An 18,089-nucleotide genomic window follows, 5' to 3' on the forward strand; every position below is an offset into this window, starting at 1 on the left:
TGAATTTGGCAAAGACGCTAAATTCAGGATAATCCTTTTTCTCCTACCAGGGAGATAATCGGCATCGACTGAATCTCCCAGAGAGAGAAACCGCATGCGCCTGACATCTGAGTTCTGGGTCTCCGCGTTGATGCGTCGTGTCAACGGCACCGGCGCGTTTGCAGCGCTGAGCAACAAGGGTGCGGCGGAGGCCGGTGCCATCTTTATCAAGTTCCGCAATGGCGACGGGAGCTATGATCTGTTCGGCCCGGCGCCGCAGATGGCCTATGACGAGACGAAACCGGGCGAGCGGCTTTTCACGCCCTTGAAGGCTGGCGTGGCCGAAATGGAGATCAATGACGATCTGGAAAAGCAGAAGCGCTGGGATCGGGATTTGTGGATCGTCGAGATCGAGGACTATCGCGGGGATCGTTCGGAGTTGTTCCCGGTGGCTGACGATTGAACCTAGGAAACCTTGCGGGCTCCTTTTTCGAAATCGGCTGCCATCTCGCGCAGTTTCTGCCGCAATTTCTGCGAATTCTCCCGTACTTTCCAGCGCTCGACGGTCGCTTGCGCCTTATCCTTGTCGATTTGCCGATAGGATTGCACGAAGAGCCGCAATGAGTGCAGATCCTTGTGCACGAGGCCAAACAGGCCTGTGAGGACAAGATGTGCAGCTTCGGCAGACAGACCAAGTGACGCCAGCGCTATCGTCAATTCGGCATTGAGGCCGTGGCCGATGATGCGTTTCGCGCTGTCGGGATCAAGCGCGAGCGCTCTCGCAAACTCCTGCTCGAACAATGCGGTCTGGTCGAGAAGAGCCGCATCGACGAGATGTTCGGCCAGCGCCTGATCACCGGAGAAGCCTTTATCGCTATCGCGCATCAAAGCCTTGAGCGCCTCACGCGTTTCACGCAAACGAGGCGATTCCTGTGTGGGGAGGGCATCTTGCATGTCAGTCTCTCCGCTGTGGACGGAATTCGATCGAAGCGCCAGTGCACGTTCAATCGCCGGATCGTTAAACCCGTGCAGGACGCGCAGAAGTTCTGGATCGTCGATATCGCGCCGTGCGATGGCCCGGGCGTGGCCAAGTCCCTTACGGTCGATAATGCCGATCAGGTCTGAGGGATCAAGGACGGGCGAGCGCAACAACAATGGCGCGGATATATCCACTTCGTCTTCGGCAAGCGCGACGATGAGCCGTTTCGGCGCATGCGAAAATTCGGAAAGTGCGGCTGCTGCATGGCGCCGCACGCGCTGCGATGCCAGAGCGAGCAGGGGAACCGCGAGATCCTCAAGCTGCTGCGCATCGCTCTTTGCCGGTCTTGCGACACAGCAGAAGGCGGTAATCGACGCGGTCAGGAGATCGTCAGCCTTGCTGCCGCTACTGCGGTCTTCAAGCGCCCGAAACTCAGGATACTTCACGAACACAACTCCACGAGACGCAGTACGACATTAAGCGACGACTAAAATTAGCCGCGAAGCGTTAGCAACCCGTTAACCATCGGCATGTCTAATGAAATTATGGCGCAAATCGTGCGCGCGTAAGCATCGGCGTATCAAGGAAATCAACGAACTCGGATGCGTTGATATTCACGCCATGGCGGCCTGCAAACGGCACTTTTCTGTGCTTCCGGTGCTCAAGTACTTCAAGTACGCTCCGGTTCCCGAAAACCACCGTTTACGCCTCGTCATGATCGCGAATTTCGACACATCCTAAAACGGATGGACGATATGGGGTTTGTCATCACATTTCCAGGCAGCGCAACCAGGCGCCGCCCCGTTTCAGATGCCAAGCGGCAGACAAGTGCCGAAATCATGATATTCACCGGCGTACGTTACGAGCGCTATGCGCAGGAAGCTCCAAAGCGCAACAAGCCAAAATCCCAGCACCGATACTTTGACAGGGTGCCGCAGCCCGGCTGATCCGCTTGCCCAAGGCGCGCTTTTTCAGAGCAGCGGAGTACAGCTCGCGCTCTTCAGGAAGCCATCGACCTGCTCTTCCCAGGAAGCGTCCGGCACGAAACTGCGGATGACGACAAAGCCCTCCGTCAAGTCCGCTTCGATGAGGACGGAATTGGCTGCCGCGGCCGGTTTGGTCTTGTTGAGTTCGATCATCTGCAGAGGTGTCGCGATGACCAGATCGAGTTGATCGGCTATCGCCGTGCGGTCGTTGATGGAATAGAGGTTCTCGCCTTGCCGGTTATAGACGGAGACAGACCAGTATGGCGTGGTGCCGATGCCGGTAATATGCGCAGGCAGGTCCTCGATGTCGAACCGGCAGGCGGTCGCCCGGAACAGCGGGTCAAGGGCGAGCGGAACCGTGCCGGGAACCGCCTGCGGCGTCACTCGATGGAACCGCCAGTCCTCGCCATAGGCTGAGATTCGCGACCACGCGTTGCGATCCGAATAATAGGGTACCAGCAGCACGACCGCGATGTGAACGAGGCCCGCACCGATGAGACCGACCAACAGGGCGCGAAAGAGCTTAGCCATCGCAGCCGGTCCTCATGATCGCCGGAAAGGTCATGTCGACGAGGCCAGAATTGCTGCCGACGGGTGTGTCGTAGAGCGTCAAGACCAGAACCATCCGTCCAGCACCCGCAGTGGCCAACCAATTTCCCGGTTGTGCCTTGGGTGAAACTAGAACCACGAACTGTCCGTCGCCCTGGCGGAATATCTGCCTTGAATGCAGCGCAGGCAGCCTGTTCATGCCGGGGGTGAGCGGGATGAGGGATCGGTCGGCCGCATAGAGGGTCCAGAAACGGGAATTCGGGCTGTTCCCCTTGATGGTGTAGGAACAACGCCTGTCGAGCGCCCGTCCTTGTTCATCGCTATAGGCGTAGAAGGCGAGGCCCTCGGCTGAACCGAGCGGAAAGGCACCCTCGCGCGCCGCGCGCGCCTTGGCATAGGGATCGGAAAGCGGTGTTCCAGCCTCTGGATGGCCGGTCCATTGGCCGACAGTCAGAGCGCCGAACCCATCGAAACGGTTTACCGCATACCAGGCGCTCAGCGTGCCACCGCCGACGGCAATCACAAGCGCAAGACAAGCGAGGAGAACATTTCGAAGCATGGAATCAGGAGTACACGCGAGTACCGTTGCACGCAATCAAAGCGCGGACACTTTGGCGGGGAGGATCGGCAGTTTGAGCTGCGGAGCCGCTTTGAGTGCCTGGCCGATGTCGCGCACTGCCGCAGCGGTGGCCCCAGAGAGTGGCCGCGGCCGCTCTTCCGCCTTCAATACATCGTCGTCAACTGCCGTGGTATCGGCCTTTGCTGCCGCGACCTTGTCCTGTTTGGGCAAGGCCGGGTCGATGCCCGGAATGGCCTTCAGGTCGATATTCTGATGTGCGTAGTTCATGAACCGCTGCCACGTCATGGCCGGAAGAGTGCCGCCGGTCAGTTCCTTGGTCGGCGTAAAGTTGTCATTGCCGAACCAGACGGCTGCCGTGAAATTGCCGGTGAAGCCGACGAACCACGCGTCGCGATAGCTTTGCGTGGTGCCTGTCTTGCCGGCCGCACGGGTCATCGGCAGCGCTGCCCGTCGGCCTGTGCCCCATTCCGGCACCTGCGACAGCATGATGTTCATATTGTCGGCGGCCGCCGCTGAGAGAACCCGGTGCGGCTTGGCGCCGTCCTTCTTCCAATCCCAGAGAAGATCGCCGTTCTGGTTGAGGATCTGCGTAAAAGGATGGCGCAGGCCCGCGATACCGCCAGTGGCGAAGACGTTGTAACCGGTTGCCTGGTCCATGACGGTCATGCCCGATGTCCCGAGAACCATGGTTTTGTGCGAGCTGATCGGCGACTCGACGCCGAACGCCTTGGTCAGGGCCACGATCGGCGCTGTCGTCAGATAGTCCTTGGCAAGACGCACCGGCACGGTGTTGATGGATTTGACGAGCGCCGTGGTCAGGTCGATCTTTCCAAGATATTGGCGCGAATAATTCTGCGGTGACCAGTTGCCCCAGGAAACGGCCCCGCCAGAAACCAGCGTCTTCGGGGTCATGCCTTTTTCCATGGCGGCGGCATAGACATAGGGCTTGAAAGACGAGCCTGCCTGCCTGAGCGCCGCCGTGGCGCGGTTGAACTGGCTTTCGCCATAATCACGACCGCCAACGATCGCCCGTACGGCGCCGTTGTTTTCCAGAACGACGATAGCAGCCTGCGTGACGTGATATTCCTTGCCGAACTGGCGAAGATGGTATTCCGCCGATTCTTCGGCTGCCTTCTGTATGCCGGTGTCGAGCGTGGTGCGGACGACGAGCGTGTGCGTCGGCATTTTCTGCGCAACTTTCTTGACCTCGTCGAACGTCCAGTCGAGGAAATAGTCCGGACTTTCCGAACGGCCGCGGTCAACCACCGTGGCCGGGTTGCGGCGTGCGCCAACGACCTGGCCCTCGGTCATCAATCCGCCCTGGACGAGATTGGACAGAACCACGTTGGCGCGTGCGCGCGCCGCCGGCAGATTGACGTGCGGTGCATATTTCGCCGGAGCCTTGAAGAGGCCCGCCAGCATCGCGGCTTCGGCGAGGTTGACGTCCTTGACGCTCTTGCCGAAGTAGAATTCGGAGGCAGCAGCGATGCCGAATGTTCCGCCGCCCATGTACGCCCGGTCGAGATATGTCTGGAGAATTTCCTTCTTGCTCAGATTGCTTTCGAGCCAGAGCGCGAGAAATGCTTCCTTGATCTTGCGGTCGATGCTGCGTTCATTGGTGAGAAACAGGTTCTTCGCCAACTGCTGTGTAATGGTCGAGCCACCCTGGACGACGGAATTGGCGCGAAGGTTCTCGGTCATCGCGCGTGACAGACCGAGGAAATCAATGCCGAAATGGTCGAAGAAACGCCGGTCTTCCGTCGCGAGAACCGCTTTGATGACGTGGTCAGGCAATTCATCGATTGGCACGGCGCTGCGATGCAGGATGCCGCGCTGGCCGATTTCGTTGCCATAGCGATCAAGAAAGGTGACGGCGAAATCGTCGCGAGTACGCCAGTTCTTGTCAGTCTCGTGAAAGGCCGGAATCGCCAGCGTAAGCATCACGACCGATCCCGCGGTGCCCCATGTGAAGCCTTCACCAAGAACTTCGAAGATCGCCCTCCGCCAGCCCGTGACATGGAAGCGCCGAAAGAAAATGGTGGTATCTTCCCAGAATTCCGCTAGCCGGAACCGGGTTTCGTAGAGGGTAGAGTCGATCCAGGCATCAAGCCCCAGCAGCGGCGAGACCTTGAATCGCTTGCGTTCTTTGTCTGGCCCTGGCTCATCCATAAACTTCTTTGCCTGCCCTGTCGTCAGCCATATCTCCAGAGAGATATGGTGTAGCCGATTACGCTTAACAGCTTCTGAAGGCGGCTGCTGACGCGTTTATTCGGCCTTTCCGTCCCAGAAGAAGAGTAGCGCCTTTTTTCATAGTGCAAAAGGGGCAGCGGTCGCATTGTCCATCGACCGCAGGAAAACAGTTGTTACGCAATGAGAGATCGACCTTACCATTGAGGGAGACAGAATAATTGTGACCAGACATATTGAATATCCAAGATATGATCTGGATGACATGCTGGCACAGTGTGATTTCTCGGTTCACGCTCAGACGAAGAACAAGCCTGGCTGGACATGCCATCTGCCGGGGAGGGAATATCTGAGTGAATCGTGGTGATATCTACATGGTAGATTTCGAACCCACCAAGGGCCACGAACAACAGCGACGCCCCGCATTGGCGATTTCATCATTCATGTTCAACCGCGCAACCGGAACGATGATCGTTGTTCCCATCAGAAGCGATGGAAATTTCTCCAGAAACTTGGGCATATCCGTCGAGATAACAGGCACGAAAAAGATTACCGGACGTGCATTGAGCGGGCAGGTTCGCGTGCTCGACATAAAGGCGGGTGCTGGCCAGATTGTTGATAAAGTTGATCCATCCGTCGTCGACCATGTTGCCGCCCAAATAACGGCGATAATTAACGCCAAAAATAGGAAAATAGTCCTTGACTGCGTGACGGTTGTCCTATAGGAATTGGTCATCGTCGGAATTGTGACTGCAAGACCTGTCCGATCCGGCATTTTTCACTTCAGGAACAATTCATGACAGTTCAGTTTGTGATGGCCATGCGCCGGCGCAGCGCTTTTGCCCTGTGCCGCGAATACGGCATTTCGGCCGGCGAAATCGCGACCGTGATGGGACTGACGAAAGAGCAGTTTCTCAAGGGGCTGTTCCATGACGGACTCTCCTTCATGGACATGCAGCGCGACAACCGGCAATTGCGGGATGCGCGCAAGATCATGGACCTCCTGCGCAGAGAGCTTGAAACGCTATCGCGGCTCGAGGGTGATATCACGAGCAAGGCGCGGCTCGATGCCCTGGCCCTGCTTGCCCGAACCATCGACAAGGTTACCGACCTGCAGGATCGCTTCGCGGCGGGGCGGGCAAAAAGCAGCAGCGCTCTTTCGGCCGATGATCTTCGCGCCGTCCTGAAGCGCATTGACGAGAGGATCGAGGAGCTTGCTCAAAACCGCGCAAGAGAGCTGGTCGACAACGAATCTGAGCCTGCAGGAAGCGGAGGCGGTTTATCCGGAATGGATCTGCCAGGGCAGGGTGACGCAACTACCGCCGCGCAGTGAGTGGCAGACCTGGCTGATCCTTGGCGGGCGCGGTTCCGGCAAGACCCGAATGGGCGCCGAATGGGTCAACGGCGTGGCGCAGGCCTACAGGCCATTCGCCACCAGAGCCTCCTGCAATATTGCTCTTGTGGGCGAAACACTGGGGGATGTGCGGGAGGTGATGATCGATGGTCCGTCGGGCATCATGAAAGTGTCCCGCGCGGAGAGACCGCGCTACGAGATGACAAGGCGGCGCCTCCTCTGGGCAAACGGCGCCACCGCCTCGATGTTTTCATCCGAAGACCCCGACAGTTTGCGCGGCCCGCAGTTCGATGCCGCCTGGTGCGACGAATTGTGCAAATGGAAAAACGTCCAGGAAACCTGGGATATGTTGCAATTCGGCCTGCGCCTGGGACTGAGCCCGAAACAGGTTGTGACAACGACGCCAAGACCTCTGCCGCTGCTCAAGCACATGCTCGCTGATCCGGCGGTGCAGGTGAGGCGTATGAGGATGCAGGAGAATGCGGCGAATCTGGCCCCGGGCTTTGTCAGCCATGTCAACAATCTCTACGGCGGATCCCGCCTCGGAAGGCAGGAACTGGACGGCGAACTGATCGAAGAACGAGAGGGGGCGCTCTGGTCGAGAATATTGATGGAAAGCGTCTTCTCGCCAGACGTTCCCGAATTGAAGCGGGTCGTCATAGCGATCGATCCGCCGGCGAGCGCGACGAAGAAATCCGACGCCTGCGGTATCGTGGCTGCCGGCATCGATGAACATGGAATGGGATGGGTGCTGGCAGATGACAGTTTTGCACCAGCCAAGCCGCATGAATGGGCGCGGCGCGCTATCGCGCTTTATCACCGGCTGAAAGCCGACCTGATCGTCGCCGAGGTCAACCAGGGCGGCGACATGGTTGCTGCCGTCATCGCGGCGGAGGATCCACACGTTCCGGTGCGCAAGGTGAGGGCCAACCGCGGCAAGGCCCTGCGGGCCGAACCGATCGCTGCGCTATACGAGCAGGGCAGGGTGCGCCACGCTGCGCGGCTTGCCATGCTCGAAGACGAGATGTGCGACTTCACACATAATGGTTTGTCCAGCGGACGCTCGCCGGACCGCGTGGACGCGCTGGTCTGGGCACTAAGCGATCTATTCGGCAGGCGCGAGACCGGGCCGAGGGTCCGGGTGGTGGGCTAGACCCTCCAAATTTTCACAAAGATAGAAAGAAGACCTTCATGGCACTTAACTGGCCGTGGCGCAGACGCGCTGCGAACGAGAACCCGTATCTGCAGCAGAAGTCGGCTCAGGGCTTCGTCGCCCTGCAATTCGACCGCGAGGCGCGCTGGTCGCAAAGCGGTTATGTCGGGCTGTCGCGGCAAGGCTTCATGCGTAATCCCGTAGCCTACCGCTGTGTCAGGCACCTGGCTGAGGCGGCGGCCGCAACGCCCTGGCTGCTCTATGAGCGCAAAGCCGAGCACAGTGAACACCCGCTGCTCGACTTGTTGACCAGCCCGCATCGCGGCACCGACGGCGCGAGCTTCTTCGAGGGCCTTTACGGTCATATCCTCCTGTCGGGAAACGCCTATCTGGAACGCGTCCAAGGCAGTGGCGACGCAAGCGAACTGCACCTGTTGCGGCCGGACCGCGTCCGTATCCTTGCCGATGACAATGGCTGGCCGGTTGCGCTGAACTACGGCGTAGGGGCGCAGAAGCGCACGATCCCGCTCGAGGAAGGACACGGGCTGCATCTGAAGCTCTTCCATCCGCTCGACGATCATTATGGTTTTGCTCCGCTGGAAGCGGCGCTGATGGCACTCGACATCCACAACGCGTCGGGCTCGTGGAACAAGGCGCTGCTGGATAATTCGGCGCGGCCCTCCGGGGCGCTCGTCTATGCGCCGGGCGAAACCAGCCACCTGACGGAAGACCAGTTCGAGCGGCTGAAGGGCGAACTCGAAGAAGGTTATACGGGCGCCGCGAAGGCCGGGCGTCCGCTGCTGCTGGAAGGTGGGCTCGACTGGAAAAGCATGGGCTTGTCACCCCTCGACATGGACTTCATCGCTGCAAAGAACACCGCGAGCCGCGATATCGCGCTGGCATTCGGCATTCCGCCGATGCTGCTCGGCATCCCGGGAGACAACACCTACGCCAATTACGCAGAAGCAAACCGCGCCTTTTACCGCCTGACTGTCATCCCGCTGGTGACCCGCACGGCGAAGGCGATCAGCAACTGGCTCGGTCCGGTCTATGGCGAGGACCTGCGGCTGGAACCGGACCTCGACCGTGTCGATGGCCTGTCGCAGGAGCGGGACGCCCTCTGGCAGCGGATCGGTGCGGCGCCGTTCCTGACCGACGACGAAAAGCGCGAAGCCGTCGGATACACCTCGAAGGGAGAATGACATGACACACTGGTCCGATGCCGCCTTAATCCTGGCGGCAAAGGCGGCGGGAGCCATTGCAGGCTCCGCCGTTTCCCTCGCTTACATGCTGCCGAAAGACAAGAGCGAAGCGGCTATCCGCTTTCTCGTCGGCATTGTCTGCGGCCTGGCTTTCGGCGGCGCAGCCGGGGTCAAGATAGCGGCCGAACTCGATATCGGCGGCGAACTCGGCAAAGGCGAACTGATGCTGATGGGCGCCGCCGCAGCAAGTCTCGCCGCCTGGACGGCACTCGGTATTTTCGCGCGCATCGCCGCGCGGATGGGTGAAACCAGGCTTCCGCAAATCGATAGCGATGCCTCCGGCAAGAGGGATATCGCCAATGTCCGTTAATACGAGAACAAACAGGCAATTTCTGCCGCGCCTTGAGAAGAAATACACGGGATTGACCGTCGAAACCGTCGCGGAGGATGGCAGGTTTTCCGGCTATGCCAGCCTGTTCGGCGAGGTCGACCTCGGCAAGGACGCGATTGAAGCCGGGGCGTTTCTGAAATCGATCCGGACACGTGGTGCTGCCGGCATCCGCATGCTGTGGCAGCACGATCCGAACCAGCCGATCGGCACCTGGACGGACATTCGCGAAGACAGGCGCGGGCTCTATGTCGAGGGCAAGCTGACCAAGGGTGTCGCCAAGGCCGCGGAAGTGCTGCAACTGATGCGTTCCGGCGCCATCGACGGGCTCTCTGTTCGCGCAAGACGATCAAGGCCAAGGCGGATGGCGGCGGCATCCGCCATATCCACGAGGCCGACCTTTGGGAAATCTCCGTGGTGACGTTTCCGATGCTGCCATCGGCGCGGGTGGGGCAGGTGAAGAGCCTGCCCGCCGACGCCATGCCGGACAAGGACTATTCCAACCAGCACCGGCTTTTGTGGAACATCAAGGCCAACGAGGTCCTGATCGAGGCGCTGAAACGTTCGCCGCAGAGCGATTACAACTGCCGCTGGCTGGCGCGGCTGAGAGACGAGAACGCCGAGCTGAAAGGCCCTTCGACGCTCTATGAGCCGTTCCAGATCTGGTACCGCAAGTACAATCCCGACCAGCCGCGTGTCTCGGCGGGCAACCCCGATGGCGGGCAGTGGACGGATGGCGGGGGCGGCGGCGGGGGTGGCCAGCCGCTCACGCAGGAGGCGTTTGACCAAAGATCAGGCGGGCCCAAGGAAAAGCCTGATGGCACTGGTTCAAGAGGCGGGCGTTTTGGCGGAGCTCTGCCAGCGAAGACGCCGGATACCGGCGCGAAGGCGCCGGATGGCACACCGGTGCAACCAGTGCAAGGCCGGGGAGGCGGGCGTCGCGGCGGCGGCGCGATAATCCGAAATATTGCTGGCCGCAATGTGGAAATAACGCCTGAGCAGGCGGTGCGGCTGGACCGCTCTGGGAGAGAAGCAGATAACGCAATCGGCCGGGTGCGACAACGCGATCCGAACTGGCAACCACGACCTGGAGCATATGAAGGCGTCGAAGGCGCAATACGTTACAACGAGTTCAGAGCCCGGGAAGCGGAAGGGAGAATACAGGAGCTAAACCGCGAAGTATTCGGACACAATGGCGGCCCCGCGTTGAATAATGCGCCGCCAAGCAGACATCGCGAGCTTCTGGAAGTGCCGCTACCGCGGCCCAATCGGCCACAAATACCTCCGGTCGCTGCAGGTGCGCCCGATCCGGGCGATGAAATGGCATTCAAGCGACCAAACGATAAGCTGCAAAAGCATGACCGAATTGATCTTTCAAGATTTAATGAACGAGTGAAGATAGAGGGTGAAACTGCATTTCGGGATCCGAAATCCAGTTATTTCATTTCAAGAGATAAAGCTGCAACTGACGCGCACGATGGTGTATGGAAACTGTTAGATCGCCTTGGCAACCGTATCGGAACGATAACTGAGGACGGTCGGTTCTTGCGGAAAATGAGGATGCTTGAGTGAGAGACGAAGCGCTATCGCCGTATGCTGGCCTGTTTCCGGAGTTTGAAAGGGACGAGGGTATTAATGGCCTTATTGCACAGGGCATTCCTTCTTTTATCGTCTCAGTATTTGATCATTGGATGGGTGGCGACGAGGCTGCTGACAGCGAGATCATGTTTTATGCTCTCGCGCGTTCGAGCGGCAAATTAGATGAGTACAATGTCGGAGAAAAGAGGTTTCTCAAGCTTTATCAAACCTTGTCCTCGGGAGGGGTAATCTGCAACTACCCAAGCCCAATGAGGAAGTTTGATAGCTACAATCAAGTATTGGAAAAGGTGATTAAAAACAGCCTGAGAGAAAAGCACAGGTTTGATATGTATTTCATCGCGTATGAAGTCAGAGTGTTTGGAGGGTTTGACAGGACTGACATTTTTTTGCCGAAGGATCAAGGGAAAATCCAGAACATCTATCATGCGGTCGAAGAAGCGGGACTTCACGTTCTAAATTAACCGCCCGCACGATCCGAACCAGCCGATCGGCACCTGGACGGACATTCGCGAAGACAGGCGCGGGCTCTATGTCGAGGGTAAGCTGACCAAGGGTGTCGCCAAGGCCGCGGAAGTGCTGGAACTGATGCGTTCCGGCGCCATCGACGGGCTCTCTGTTCGCGCAAGACAATCAAGGCCAAGGCGGATGGCGGCGGCATCCGCCATATCCACGAAGCCGACCTTTGGGAAATCTCGGTGGTGACGTTTCCGATGCTGCTTGTCGCGCGGGTGGGGTAGGTGAAGAGCCTGCCCGCCGACGCCATGCCGGACAGGGACTATTCCAACCAGCACCGGCTCTTGTGGAACATCAAGGCCAACGAGGTCCTGATCGAGGCGCTGAAACGTTCGCCGCAGAGCGATTACAACTGCCGCTGGCTGGCGCGGCTGAGAGACGAGAACGCCGAGCTGAAAGGCCACTCGACGCTCTATGAGCCGTTCCAGATCTGGTACCGCAAGTACAATCCCGACCAGCCGCGCGTTTCAGCGGGCAACCCCGATGGCGGGCAGTGGACGGATGGAGGTGGGGGAGGCGGGGGTGGCCAGCCGCTCTCGCAGGAGGCGTTCGATCGAAGATCGGGCGGGGCCAGGGAAAAACCGGAGAACGCTGCGGCATCGACAGCAAATACGGCAAAAACACCCGCGCAAGCTGCAGTAAGTGCTGCGGCACCCGCGCGCGACTATACGCTCCGCAAGCTCGGCAAGGAGGCCGCAGCAGCCGCTGCACGTGGGGCCGTGCGAACCGCGCTGGGCACAGGCGGATTCTATTTCGCCATGACGAGTCCGGCAGGCGGGGCAGCGATTGATCAGACGTTCAACGCACCCGACGGCTCGTCGGTGCGCGTCACCGGTCACAGTGACAGCTTTTCAAGGGACGTCGCCATCGAAACCCCGGATGGCGACACGGTTACGTTCAAGCTGAGCCCCGGCGACTGGGGCACGCTTGAACTGAACCAGGGCACGTTCAACGGCGAGCCGATGGACGACGGCATGCTGGAGGATGCCGCCGCCACTATGCACTACGGCGGCATGAATAATGTGGTGCTGAGCGAGGGCAGGAAAAACCCTGATCACAAATATTTTCCTGCACCCAAATCAGCGGATCAAATTAAAGGGATTCCAGACTTAACCAAGACTGACCCCAAAAATGACCGAAAGCGATTTAAGGATAAAGACGGCAATATATACGAGTGGGATTACCAGCATGGCACGCTTGAAAAATTCAACAAACGGGGCAAACATCTCGGTGAATATGACCCACAGACTGGAGAGAAGACTCCAGGGAAAAAGGGGAAGGCTAAGCCGAGAACGACAGAGCCTTGAAAATTAAAACGTAAAAATCGATCGAATTAATTTATAAAGAGGAGAAATAATGAATGCCGAGAGCAATTGCATTGTATGAAAAAGAAGGTCTATTGATCAATGAATTTGAGTTTTTACATGATGATTTGGATTTCTTCTTGAAGCTCTTTAATCATCCCAAAGATGATCCGCTCCTTTACGGCGTGTACAAAATCGATGAAAGAAGTAATAAAATAATATTTGAGCGGTTTGGCATCATGGTTGATATCAACAAATACAATTGCTACGTGGAATATTCTGAATAAAAATTAACCCCTATTATGATTGTTTGCGACGATGGGCTTTTTATCTCTTAAGACTATCAAGGCGAAGGTGAGGCGGATTAAGGTGTTGCGGACGAACTAGCACCTTAGTGAACCTTGGAAACTGATGGGATAAATATATTTCAAGATCGCCGGCCGACGCCATGCCGGACAGGGACTATTCCAACCAGCACCGGCTTTTGTGGAACATCAAGGCCAATGAGGTCCTGATCGAGGCGCTGAAACGTTCGCCGCAAAGCGATTACAACTGCCGCTGGCTGGCGCGGCTGAGAGACGAGAACGCCGAGTTGCAAAGCCACTCGACATTCTATGAGCCGTTCCAGATCTGGTACCGCAAGTACAATCCCGACCAGCCGCGCGTTTCAGCGGGAAGCCCCGATGGCGGGCAGTGGACGGATGGCGGGGGTGGCGGCGCGAGTGGCCAGCCGCTCACGCAGGAGGCGTTCGATCGAAGATGGGGCAGCGATAACCGAAATGATCGGCTTGCAAGCAACAGAGGTGGCAGTTCAGAAAGCCGACCAAAACAAGGCAAAACTACAAGGCCTACAACTCGCCAAGTGGCAAACTCTTTAAGACGCTCAACTCAACTGACGGGATTGTTATACCCCGACGCGAAAAAAATTTGTATTGAAAAATGCATTAGTACATTGCCCACCCGCACATTGGATGGGGCACCATTTCACAGATGCCTTGCTGAGTGTATGTCAATATTCGGATATTGAGGAGAAAATACGTGGTGAACCCAATTAGCCGGGAAGATGCTGATGCAATCGCTAAGATCATACTCCTGCATGCCAAAGATTTTAATGGGTTTTTGATTGATAGGCAGGCTGATCGAAATGCTGAGGCACTCGATACTTTACGAAATTTGGTAGGTAAGCTTATGGCTGCTCAATATTTCGAAGTGCTCGAGGTGGTAGCTCGGCAATATCCAGATATCATGGACCGACTTGATGATCTGCAAGGTGAGTGACCCTGTCATAACGCAAGGGTGATAACCCTTGGACTTTGAAGACTATATGTAGCGATCGACACGCCAGGTGGCGACACGGTTACGTTCAAGCTGAGCCCTGGCGATAACGGCTCGCTTGAACTGGACCACGGCACGATAAACGGCGAGCCCATGGATAGCCGTATGCTGGAGGATGCCGCCGCCACTATGCACTCCGGCGGCATGAATAATGTGGTGCTGAGCGAGGGCAGGAAAAACCCTGATCACAAATATTTTCCTGCACCCAAATCAGCGGATCAAATTAAAGGGATTCGAGGGTTGGAACAGGCTAAGGACAAAGCAGGAAGACGGCGATTTAAAGACAACGACGGCAATATTTATGAGTGGGACCGTCAGCACGGAACGCTTGAAAAATACGACAAGAAGGGTAAACATCTGGGCGAATATGATCCCCAAACGGGGCAGCGGACGCCAGGTAAAAAGGGAAAGGCTAAACCAGGTAGGACGACGCCTGAGTGACATTGCATTTTATAGATTTGATGAATGGACGCGTCGTGCAAGCGCGAGCGCAAGTTTGAAGGAGAATCCATATGCCAAGAGCGATAGCATTATTTGAGAAAGAAGGGGACGCCCTTGTTAATCGTTTTGAGTTTTTGCACGATGATGTCGAGTTTTTTCTAAGTATTCTTGACCATCCGGACGACGATCCGCTTTTGTATGATGTATATAGAGTAGATAACGAGATTAATAAAAAAATATTTGAAAAATTTGGCATCATGGTCGATATTGAAAAGTTCGACTGTTCGATAGAGTATTATGAATAGGTATCATATGATGAGGATTTGATATTTTCATAAAATATTTCCATTTGTACGTAATGTATATTATCAGCGGCGCTGGCATCCGCATTCGAAATCTCGGTGGTGACCTTTCCGATGCTGCCATCGGCGCGGGTGGGGCAGGTGAAGGGCCTGGCGCTGCCCGCCGACGCCATGCCGGACATTCGCGAAGACAGGCGCGGGCTCTATGTCGAGGGCAAGCTCGCCAAGGGTGTCGCCAAGGCGTCCGAAGTGCTGGAACTGATGCGCTCCGGCGCCATCGACGGGCTCTCTGTTCGCGCAAGACCACCAAGGCCAGGACTGATGGCGCGCCGGCATTGGTTCTCGCAAGAGACGGCATTCGCATGTGTCTCGATAGAGTCCTCAGACGCGTCGACATATCGGAATACGAACCGCCGAAGCCACTAGCCCGCAATACTCCGCCGCAGCAAAATCTGACACGACACCCATCCTGAAAACAGGATTTCCCCGCATAGCAACCTTTCAAACTTCGCCCGGACTGCCGGAGCGGGGCGGCGGGGTTGTGCGCATTTCTTACCCTGAGTCCAACAACGAAAAGGAAGACCAATGAGTGATCTCAACCACGTGCTCGAAACCAAGACCTTAAGCAGCCCTGAAGATTTTGAAGGTTTCTCCCGCACATTTCACGAATACAAGGCAACGAACGATCTTCGCCTCGGTACGCTCGAAAAAGGTGGAAAAGTCGATGTTCTGACGACCGAGAAAATGCAGCGCCTGGACACTGAGTTGGATGCGCGAAAGCGCGCCATGGATCGGCTGGAATTGAAACAGGCGCGCCCGGCGCTGGATGGCGGTGTTCGCCAGGTGTCCTCACCCGAGCACAAGAACGCGTTCGAAACCTATGTGCGGCGCGGCGATGAAAGCGCCCTGCGTGTCATCGAGACCAAGGCACATACGATCGGTTCGGCAAGCGATGGCGGCTATCTGGTGCCGCCGGAACTGGAGAGGGAAATAGGGCAACGCCTGGCGCAGATATCGCCGATCCGGAATATTGCTTCGGTGCGACAGGTATCCGGTTCGGTGCTGAAAAAACCCTACTCCATCAAAGGCCCCTCGGTTGGCTGGGTGAGCGAAGCGGAAATCCGCCCGCAGACCGACGGCTCCAAATTGGCGGAGCTACAGTTCCCCACCATGGAACTCTATGCCATGCCGGCGGCAACATCTTCCTTGCTCGATGATGGTGCTGTCGATGTGGAGCAGTGGATATCGACGGAAGTGGAGACGGCCTTTGCGGAACAGGAGGGCAAGGCTTTCATCACGGGCGACGGCATCAACAAGCCTCGCGGCTTCCTGACCTATGACGTCGTAGACGAAAGTGCGTGGGCATGGGGCAAGCTCGGTTCGCTTTCCACCGGCGTTGCAGGCAAGTTTCCTGTCGCCGATGCTTCCGATGTCCTGCTCGATACGATCTATGCGCTCAAAGCCGGATATCGCCAGAACGGCAAATGGGTGATGAACCGCAAGACGCAGGCCGAAATCCGCAAGCTCAAGGACAGGGACGGCAATTATCTCTGGACGCCGCCCGCAACGCCGGGTACCCAGGCTTCGCTGCTTGGCTTCGGGCTCGTCGAAGCAGAGGACATGCCGGACATCGCCGACAAGGCGACGCCGATTGCTTTTGGTGATTTTGCAAGAGGCTATCTGGTGGTGGATCGCACCGGCGTGCGCGTGCTGCGCGATCCTTATTCCGCCAAGCCGTACGTACTGTTCTACACGACCAAACGTGTCGGCGGCGGCGTGCAGGATTTTGATGCGATCAAGCTGTTGAAGTTCGCGGCCTGATCCTCAACCATTCTGGCCGGGACGGCCGGCAAATGGCGTTTTCTGCGGTCCGGTGCTCACGTATCCATATGTACGCTGCGCTCCGGTCCTCGAAAACCATTATTCAGGCGAGTCCTGGCCAGAATGGCACACGCTAAATCTTCCTAGGCACCTTGTCGAATTGCTCATTTCACCCAATCCAGTAGTTTCCGGAGCGCACATCCAACGGCAGCGCCACACAATTCGCATCAGCTGAGAATACTCTGGAATATCAAGGCCAACGAGGTCTTGATCGAGGCGTTGAAGCGTAGTCCGCCGCGGGAACATAACCTTCTGTGGCTGGGAAGTCTGGCTCAAGAGAACAGTGAACTGAAAAGCCGTTCATTACTCTATGAGCCTTTCCAGATCTGGGTCAAAAAATACAATCCAGACCAACCGCGTGTGCCCGCCGGAAATTTGGATGGCGGGCAATGGACGGATGGTGGAGGAGGGATTGATGGAATTGTTGTTGGTTCAACTAAGAGGCCAACAACCAGCGCACGTACTGATGCCGGCCACGGACGTTTCGGTGGTAGTGTAAATCTTCCCCGGCGATTAGATGCAGGTCAAACTTTCGGTAGCGAAAGCGAGATTATTTTGGCTGGCTCACCGACAGTAGGTGAGCCTTGGGGAACATGGACGAATGGGAGAACTACACGATTTTTCGACCGTTCCGGAATACCGATTTATGATTTGGATTTTCCTGGCCATCATTTTAAGGAAGGGGAGTATCATTTGTGGACGAACGGAGTTAGAGGCCCCGCAATACGACTGCGATGAAAAGAGGAGTTGTTGGATGGAGAGTATTGATTTTGGAGATTGCGAGATACGTGCGATTTCGTTTGAGCATCCGGACGTAATTGTTAAATTGTTTGATCCCAATATTAGTGATTTCTTTGCGTTAGAATTTCTAGGCTGTGCCTACTTCATCATTGAGTCCGGCAGCGTTCAAAATGTTGTTGGAAGTATAATCTTGTTTAACAGTGCGGATGAAGCGTTCTCACATGAAGATTTCAAAATGTTTGCGGAAGATAGAAATATTGATGTAAAAATTCGGAATGATTTTTTTGGTTATAAATTATGTTTATTCTCCGTTATAGCTGGCGGAGACTTTATTATCGTATTCTCTGATTTGAGCATCAATAGAAAGCGAATTGGGTAAACTCATTTAAGGCGTGCACGCAAGAATATCTATCAAGCCCGGACTCTTGATTCACACTACGTGCATGCTCGACGGGACGCATGTGAGCTTGTCGTTTTCAATCGGATATTTCTAAGACCATTGCCGAATTGACGGCGCTGTCGAACGTATTAGCTTGAGACTATGGAACGAGTTGATAGTGCGACTGAGATAAATCAATGACCAGCGTTTTGTTCGGGATAAACGGCACTGCACCCG

General features: G+C 56.5%; 23 protein-coding genes and 2 pseudogenes. 21 read left to right on the forward strand and 4 right to left on the reverse strand.

Annotated features, from left to right (window positions below; all coding sequences use genetic code 11):
- Positions 1-94 precede the first annotated feature (94 nt).
- Positions 95-442: a DUF1491 family protein gene (locus CU100_RS07475; RefSeq protein ID WP_106715825.1), complete on the forward strand. Its 348-nt coding sequence runs from the start codon at positions 95-97 to the stop codon at positions 440-442.
- Positions 443-444: 2 nt separating this feature from the next.
- On the opposite strand, the gene CU100_RS07480 is transcribed toward CU100_RS07475, so the two are convergent.
- The gene (locus tag CU100_RS07480) at positions 445-1,404 is read right to left on the reverse strand and encodes a DUF2336 domain-containing protein (protein ID WP_106715826.1); all 960 of its coding nucleotides are present in this window, start codon (positions 1,402-1,404) and stop codon (positions 445-447) included.
- Between the two features lie 309 nt (positions 1,405-1,713).
- Between CU100_RS07480 and CU100_RS07490 the strand changes: the two genes are divergently transcribed.
- Positions 1,714-1,905, forward strand: a complete 192-nt coding sequence (locus CU100_RS07490; protein WP_106715828.1) for a hypothetical protein — start codon at positions 1,714-1,716, stop codon at positions 1,903-1,905.
- 24 nt (positions 1,906-1,929) lie between these two features.
- Here the strand turns inward: CU100_RS07490 and CU100_RS07495 are convergent, their stop codons facing one another.
- From CU100_RS07495 to CU100_RS07505, 3 genes are read right to left on the reverse strand one after another with little or no spacing between them, the layout of a single operon-like run.
- Positions 1,930-2,475, reverse strand: coding sequence for a DUF1254 domain-containing protein (locus tag CU100_RS07495; protein ID WP_106715829.1), 546 nt, complete (start codon positions 2,473-2,475; stop codon positions 1,930-1,932).
- Positions 2,468-3,052, reverse strand: a complete 585-nt coding sequence (locus CU100_RS07500; RefSeq protein ID WP_106715830.1) for a DUF1214 domain-containing protein — start codon at positions 3,050-3,052, stop codon at positions 2,468-2,470. The genes CU100_RS07495 and CU100_RS07500 overlap by 8 nt, the downstream gene beginning before the upstream one ends.
- A gap of 36 nt (positions 3,053-3,088) precedes the next feature.
- Positions 3,089-5,242 carry a transglycosylase domain-containing protein gene (locus CU100_RS07505; RefSeq protein ID WP_106715831.1) on the reverse strand — a complete coding sequence of 718 codons (2,154 nt, stop codon included), beginning with the start codon at positions 5,240-5,242 and terminating at the stop codon, positions 3,089-3,091.
- A gap of 371 nt (positions 5,243-5,613) precedes the next feature.
- Between CU100_RS07505 and CU100_RS07510 the strand changes: the two genes are divergently transcribed.
- From CU100_RS07510 to CU100_RS07600, 19 genes and pseudogenes are all read left to right on the forward strand, one after another.
- Positions 5,614-5,985, forward strand: coding sequence for a type II toxin-antitoxin system PemK/MazF family toxin (locus CU100_RS07510; RefSeq protein WP_106715832.1), 372 nt, complete (start codon positions 5,614-5,616; stop codon positions 5,983-5,985).
- A 71-nt stretch (positions 5,986-6,056) separates the two neighbouring features.
- The gene (locus CU100_RS26550) at positions 6,057-6,593 is read left to right on the forward strand and encodes a hypothetical protein (protein ID WP_146141814.1); all 537 of its coding nucleotides are present in this window, start codon (positions 6,057-6,059) and stop codon (positions 6,591-6,593) included.
- Positions 6,475-7,767 carry a DNA-packaging protein gene (locus tag CU100_RS07515; RefSeq protein WP_106715833.1) on the forward strand — a complete coding sequence of 431 codons (1,293 nt, stop codon included), beginning with the start codon at positions 6,475-6,477 and terminating at the stop codon, positions 7,765-7,767. Before CU100_RS26550 ends, CU100_RS07515 begins: the two co-directional genes overlap by 119 nt.
- A 38-nt stretch (positions 7,768-7,805) precedes the next feature.
- Entirely contained in the window at positions 7,806-8,969 is a 1,164-nt protein-coding gene (locus CU100_RS07520) for a phage portal protein (protein WP_106715834.1), read from the forward strand.
- Position 8,970: 1 nt separating this feature from the next.
- Positions 8,971-9,339, forward strand: a complete 369-nt coding sequence (locus tag CU100_RS07525; RefSeq protein ID WP_106715835.1) for a DUF6107 family protein — start codon at positions 8,971-8,973, stop codon at positions 9,337-9,339.
- A pseudogene (locus tag CU100_RS07530) lies at positions 9,329-9,822 on the forward strand (HK97 family phage prohead protease); the annotation flags it as partial. The gene CU100_RS07525 and the pseudogene CU100_RS07530, both read left to right, overlap by 11 nt.
- A 15-nt stretch (positions 9,823-9,837) precedes the next feature.
- Positions 9,838-10,929, forward strand: a complete 1,092-nt coding sequence (locus CU100_RS27175) for a hypothetical protein (RefSeq protein ID WP_245418964.1) — start codon at positions 9,838-9,840, stop codon at positions 10,927-10,929.
- On the forward strand, positions 10,926-11,417 hold the full coding sequence (locus CU100_RS07535) for a hypothetical protein (RefSeq protein WP_106715836.1): 492 nt from the start codon (positions 10,926-10,928) through the stop codon (positions 11,415-11,417). The genes CU100_RS27175 and CU100_RS07535 overlap by 4 nt, the downstream gene beginning before the upstream one ends.
- 7 nt (positions 11,418-11,424) lie before the next feature.
- Positions 11,425-11,687: pseudogene (locus CU100_RS07540) on the forward strand (HK97 family phage prohead protease); the annotation flags it as partial.
- A gap of 6 nt (positions 11,688-11,693) precedes the next feature.
- Positions 11,694-12,776 carry a colicin E3/pyocin S6 family cytotoxin gene (locus tag CU100_RS27060; protein WP_210204078.1) on the forward strand — a complete coding sequence of 361 codons (1,083 nt, stop codon included), beginning with the start codon at positions 11,694-11,696 and terminating at the stop codon, positions 12,774-12,776.
- A 53-nt stretch (positions 12,777-12,829) separates the two neighbouring features.
- The gene (locus CU100_RS07550; RefSeq protein WP_106715838.1) at positions 12,830-13,060 is read left to right on the forward strand and encodes a DUF7683 domain-containing protein; all 231 of its coding nucleotides are present in this window, start codon (positions 12,830-12,832) and stop codon (positions 13,058-13,060) included.
- Between the two features lie 161 nt (positions 13,061-13,221).
- Positions 13,222-13,800, forward strand: coding sequence for a hypothetical protein (locus CU100_RS07555; protein ID WP_106715839.1), 579 nt, complete (start codon positions 13,222-13,224; stop codon positions 13,798-13,800).
- 11 nt (positions 13,801-13,811) lie between these two features.
- The gene (locus CU100_RS07560) at positions 13,812-14,051 is read left to right on the forward strand and encodes a hypothetical protein (protein ID WP_106715840.1); all 240 of its coding nucleotides are present in this window, start codon (positions 13,812-13,814) and stop codon (positions 14,049-14,051) included.
- Positions 14,052-14,213: 162 nt separating this feature from the next.
- Positions 14,214-14,549, forward strand: a complete 336-nt coding sequence (locus tag CU100_RS07565; RefSeq protein WP_210204079.1) for a colicin E3/pyocin S6 family cytotoxin — start codon at positions 14,214-14,216, stop codon at positions 14,547-14,549.
- A 71-nt stretch (positions 14,550-14,620) separates the two neighbouring features.
- Entirely contained in the window at positions 14,621-14,854 is a 234-nt protein-coding gene (locus CU100_RS07570) for a DUF7683 domain-containing protein (protein ID WP_106715842.1), read from the forward strand.
- Positions 14,855-14,965: 111 nt separating this feature from the next.
- The gene (locus CU100_RS27635) at positions 14,966-15,277 is read left to right on the forward strand and encodes an HK97 family phage prohead protease (RefSeq protein ID WP_407070299.1); all 312 of its coding nucleotides are present in this window, start codon (positions 14,966-14,968) and stop codon (positions 15,275-15,277) included.
- Positions 15,278-15,436: 159 nt separating this feature from the next.
- Positions 15,437-16,672 carry a phage major capsid protein gene (locus tag CU100_RS07585; RefSeq protein ID WP_106715843.1) on the forward strand — a complete coding sequence of 412 codons (1,236 nt, stop codon included), beginning with the start codon at positions 15,437-15,439 and terminating at the stop codon, positions 16,670-16,672.
- Between the two features lie 267 nt (positions 16,673-16,939).
- Positions 16,940-17,470, forward strand: a complete 531-nt coding sequence (locus CU100_RS07595; protein WP_106715845.1) for a hypothetical protein — start codon at positions 16,940-16,942, stop codon at positions 17,468-17,470.
- 16 nt (positions 17,471-17,486) lie between these two features.
- Entirely contained in the window at positions 17,487-17,852 is a 366-nt protein-coding gene (locus CU100_RS07600; protein ID WP_106715846.1) for a hypothetical protein, read from the forward strand.
- The last annotated feature ends 237 nt before the right edge of the window (positions 17,853-18,089 follow it).

Origin of the sequence: Phyllobacterium endophyticum, assembly GCF_003010935.1 — a bacterium.
Lineage (GTDB): Bacteria > Pseudomonadota > Alphaproteobacteria > Rhizobiales > Rhizobiaceae > Phyllobacterium > Phyllobacterium endophyticum.